The organism is Saccharomonospora halophila 8 (genome assembly GCF_000383775.1).
GTDB lineage: Bacteria > Actinomycetota > Actinomycetes > Mycobacteriales > Pseudonocardiaceae > Saccharomonospora > Saccharomonospora halophila.
Genome location: NZ_KB912567.1, coordinates 16,116 through 20,452, shown reverse-complemented (window position 1 = coordinate 20,452; position 4,337 = coordinate 16,116). Strand labels below are relative to the sequence as shown.

The window sequence follows — 4,337 nt, the reverse complement described above, 5'->3', positions numbered from 1 at the left end:
GGGCCGGGGGAGCGCCGGGTGCCCCGGGAGCGGGTGGCTGGCCGTAGCCCGGGTCGTAGCCGGGAGCAGGAGGCTGGCCGTAGGGGTCGTAGCCGCCGGGGGCGCCGTAGCCCGGATCGTAGCCCGGGGCGCCGTAGCCCTGGTCATAACCGGGGGCGCCGTAGCCCTGGTCATAACCGGGGGCGCCGTAGCCCTGGTCGTAACCCGGGGCGCCGTAGCCCTGGTCATAACCGGGGGCGCCGTAGCCCTGGTCATACCCCGGAGCACCGTAGCCCTGGTCGTACCCGGGGCCTGCTTGTCCGTAGCCGTACTGGCCCTGCTGGCCGTACGGGTCACCCTGGTCGTATTGGCCGTAGCCGCCGGGCTGGCTCATTGGTCGGTCTCCTGCGTCGCTCATTCGTGCCGACCGTGCGGAGGTCCCTCCGTCGTGTGCCGTGACGTCGGGGTCGACGGTCGAGCGGGTTCTGAACTTTCCAGTATGCAGCGCCTCGTTGCGCTCTAGCGAAACTACGACGTCACCATAGGTGTCCCAGCCGTGCTCAGCGAGGTGCTGTGAGACTGCTTCGGCGAGCATCCGGGTGACCCGTTGCTCGTCTTCCGCCATCCGGTCGTGATCGGCGGCTCCCAACGACACGACGTAGTGGTTGGGCGCGAGTTTGCGCCCGCCCGCGAGGTCCCGGACGTTGTCCTCACACTCACGCTCCAGTTCCAGCGCCACTTCCTGCGTGACGACGTTGCCGCCGAATATCCGCGCGAAGGCGTCTCCCACGAGGTTCTCGAGGCGCCGATCGAAGCGCTGCACGCGTCCCACCGGGGCCACCTCCCTCCACGTGTACCTTCCGCCGCGATCGTATCCCGTTTTCGGCGTGCGAGACCGGGCCCTGTGAAACCCCGTCGACGGGGCCTGGTAGGCTTCTCCTTGCTGACGCGGTCAGTCACTCGGGCGAGTGGCGGAATGGCAGACGCGCACGGTTCAGGTCCGTGTGTCCGGAAGGACGTGAGGGTTCAACTCCCTCCTCGCCCACCACAGGCCCCGTCCCGGTCCGCCGGGGCGGGGCCGGTTCTCTGCGTGGGGGCTGTCGCGAATGTCACCCAGCCTCCACGTCGGTGTCCGGCCTCCTCCGGGCGCCGATACCGTGACGGACGTGAACGAACAGTGGTCGGCACGGACCCGCGCGATCGTGGCGGGACGCCCGCACGAGTCGGACGGGCCGATGAACACCCCCCTCGTCCCGGTCAGCACGCTCGGCCTCGGCTACGCCCGCGAGGACGGCACGCCGACCTGGGCCGCGTTCGAGGACGCGGTCGGTGAACTGGAGGGCGGCACCGCCACGGCGTTCGCCTCCGGGATCGCCACCGCGTCCGCCGTGCTGGATTCGCTGCCCGCGGGCGCCCGCGTCGCGGTGCCGGGCGACAGCTACACGGGAACCCGGGCGCTGTTCGAGCACGCCGAGACCGGCGGCCGGATCCGGGTGGAGACACTGCCGCCGACCGACACCGACGCGTGGGTCGCCGCGGCCGCGCGGTGCGCCCTGCTGTGGCTCGAATCACCGACGAATCCGAGCATGGAGGTCATGGACGTCGCGGCGATCGCCGCGGCCGCGAAGGACGGCGGGCAGCGGCCGCTCGTCGTGGTGGACAACACGTTCGCGACGCCGCTCGGGCAACAGCCGCTGACACTCGGCGCGGACGTCGTCGTGCACAGCGCCACGAAGTTCCTGGGCGGGCACAGTGACCTGCTGCTGGGGGTGGCGGTCACGGCGGACGGGGACCTCACCGAGCGCCTGCGCCGGGCGCGCACACTGATCGGCGCCACCCCCGGCGCGCTGGAGGCGTTCCTGGCGCTGCGCGGTGTGCGCACGTTGCCGGTGCGCTACACCGAGGCCTCGACCACCGCCGCGCTGCTCGCCGACCGGCTCGCCGGACACGTCGCCGTCCGGCGCGTGCGGTACCCCGGGAGCGGGGCGATGCTGGCCTTCGATCTCCCCGACGCCGACACCGCGGACCGGGTGTGCGCCCGGCTGCGGCTGATCCGGCACGCGACCAGCCTCGGCGGGGTGGAGACCACGGTGGAGCGCCGGGCCGCCCGCGGGGGCGATGCCCATGTGGCACCCGGTCTCCTGCGGCTCAGTGTGGGGCTGGAGGCCCCGGAGGATCTGTGGCGCGATCTCGAACGCGCCTTGCATTCCGTGGAATGAATTCGACTTCGTTCCGCCGTTCGGAGTAGCGTAGGACCGGGTTGTTGTCCCCCGTTCGCGTATTCCACGCCGCGTGTATGCTGCGCTTCCGCTGTGACATCACGCGTTCTCCCGGCAGGTTTCTCGCCGCTGTGGAATTAGGAGACTCATGAACGGTAGAAGAGCGTCGGCCAGGGGATCCGCCCTGCTCGCGGCCGTGTCCACGGTCGCTGTGCTCGGCTCCGTGCCCGCGTCGGCCCAGACCGAGGGCCGGATCGACACCACGGCCGGAAAGTCCGGTTACACCGCCCATCTCGGGGGCACGTCCACGGAGACGAATCTGTTCGCGCTGGACCTGGAGGGCGGCAATTCGATCCGCGCCTACTGTGTCCAGATCAGTGTGGCGGTCGATCCCGAACGTTTCCTGCACGAGAGTCCGTGGGACGAGTTCCCGGACGCGGAATCGCCGTTCCACGAGAATCGTGACCGGATCAGCTGGGTGCTGCACCACGGTTACCCGTCCGTCGGGCTGGACGCGCTGGCGGACACGCTGACCGGACAGGGCACCGAGTTGCACGACGGCCTCAGCGAGAAGGAGGCCATCACCGGCACGCAGGCCGCGGTGTGGCACTTCAGCGACGGGCACGACCTCGACCGGGACGATCCCGGCAGCGGCGACGACGCGGCCGACGCCGACGTGCTGGCCCTGTACGACCACCTCACCGGGGACGCCAACGTGGGGATCGGGGAGCAGCCGACCCCGGCGCTGGAGATCACACCGGCGACCGCGTCCGGCAGTGCGGGGGAACGGATCGGCCCGTTCACCGTCGCGACCACCGGGGAGATCACGGAGATCACCGGTGAGCTGCCGGACGGCGTGACCCTGACCGACGCGGACGGTGCCGAACTCGCCGCGGAGGATCTGGCCGACGGCAGCGAGGTCTACCTCGACGTGCCCAGGGGGACCGGGGCCGGGCAGGCCGAGTTCGCCCTGTCCGCCACCGGGCAGCTGGACACCGGTCGCCTGTTCGTCAGCGAGGACTACACCAAGGACCCGGCGCAGTCGCTGATCGTGGCGACCTCGGAGGAGACGACCCTGGACGCCTCGGCGGGTGCGGACTGGACCGCGGCGCCGACCACCCCGCCCGAGGAGAGCACCACACCCACGTCGTCCCCGGCCCCGACGACGCAGCCGTCCGCACCGGAGACCACGGAGACCACCTCGGTGACCCCGCAGGCGAACTCCGGGGATCTGGCCCAGACCGGCGTGTCGGTGCTCGTGCCGATCCTCGTCGGCCTCGCCCTCCTCACCGGCGGCGCCACCCTCGTCGTCCTCCAACGCCGCAGGCGCAGCACCTGACCCGACCCGGTCACCGTCCGTAGTGTCGTGAGGGGCACTTTCCCTGCACTCAACGCAGCGAAAGTGCCCCTCACGGTCTCTCACGCAGGGAAAGTGCCCTTCACGGCAACACCCACCCGGGTGGGGAGGTCAGGGGGTGGGGGTTTCGGCGAGGGTGAGGGTGCGGCGGGCCTGTTGGACGTGCAGGTTCTCGATCATGCTGCCGTTCACCGTGACCACGCCGCGGCCCTCGGCGGCCGCGCGCTCGAACGCCTCGATCACCGCGCGGGCGTGGGCGACCTCGTCGTCCGACGGCGTGAACACGCGGTGGCAGATCTCGATCTGTCCGGGGTGGATGAGGGTCTTGCCGTCGAACCCGAACTGCCGCGCCTGCACGCACTCCGCCTCGAACCCTTCGGCGTCGCGCACGTCGTTGTAGACGCCGTCGAGGACGCTCCTGCCCGCCGCCCTGGCCGCGAGGACGCAGCTCGACAGGGCGCCGAGCAGCGGGGCGCGACCCGGCACGGACGCGGCGCCCAGTTCCTTCGCGAGATCATTGGTGCCCAGTACCAGCGCGGTGAGCCGCTCGGCGGCCGTGGCGATCTCCGCGGCCCGCAGGACGCCCGTCGGGGTCTCGATCATCGCCCAGATCGCGGTGTCGCCGTCCGCCCCGCCGAGGTCGAGGGCGCGGTCCACGGCCCGCACGTCGTCCGCCGAGTTCACCTTGGGGACCACCACCGCGTCCGGATTCGCCCGGGCGGCGGCCCGCAGGTCCTCGTCGTGCCACCCGCTGCCCGGCGCGTTGACCCGCACCCCCACCT

At 71.5% G+C, this 4,337-nt stretch carries 4 protein-coding genes and 1 tRNA gene; 3 read left to right on the top strand and 2 right to left on the bottom strand.

Annotation, left to right across the window (positions count from 1 at the left end):
* The coding region (locus SACHA_RS22595) for a DUF3662 domain-containing protein (protein WP_051110261.1) at nt 1-811 on the bottom strand (811 nt) is incomplete at its 3' end.
* Between the two features lie 130 nt (nt 812-941).
* Here SACHA_RS22595 and SACHA_RS0116020 point away from each other — a divergent pair.
* The 3 genes from SACHA_RS0116020 (at nt 942) to SACHA_RS0116010 (ending at nt 3,537) form a co-directional block, all read left to right on the top strand.
* Nucleotides 942-1,027, top strand: a tRNA-Leu gene (locus SACHA_RS0116020).
* Between the two features lie 109 nt (nt 1,028-1,136).
* Nucleotides 1,137-2,198, top strand: coding sequence for a trans-sulfuration enzyme family protein (locus tag SACHA_RS0116015; RefSeq protein WP_019811358.1), 1,062 nt, complete (start codon nt 1,137-1,139; stop codon nt 2,196-2,198).
* Between the two features lie 148 nt (nt 2,199-2,346).
* Entirely contained in the window at nt 2,347-3,537 is a 1,191-nt protein-coding gene (locus SACHA_RS0116010) for a thioester domain-containing protein (protein ID WP_028663253.1), read from the top strand.
* A 129-nt stretch (nt 3,538-3,666) separates the two neighbouring features.
* Here SACHA_RS0116010 and SACHA_RS0116005 read toward each other — a convergent pair.
* A partial coding sequence (locus SACHA_RS0116005; protein ID WP_083935879.1) for an HpcH/HpaI aldolase/citrate lyase family protein occupies nt 3,667-4,337 on the bottom strand: 671 nt, incomplete at its 5' end.

What these genes read in the sequence shown, in the direction of transcription:
- SACHA_RS0116010 (WP_028663253.1), top strand. Translation starts at nt 2,347, where the DNA reads ATGAACGGTAGAAGAGCGTCGGCCAGGGGATCCGCCCTGCTCGCGGCC.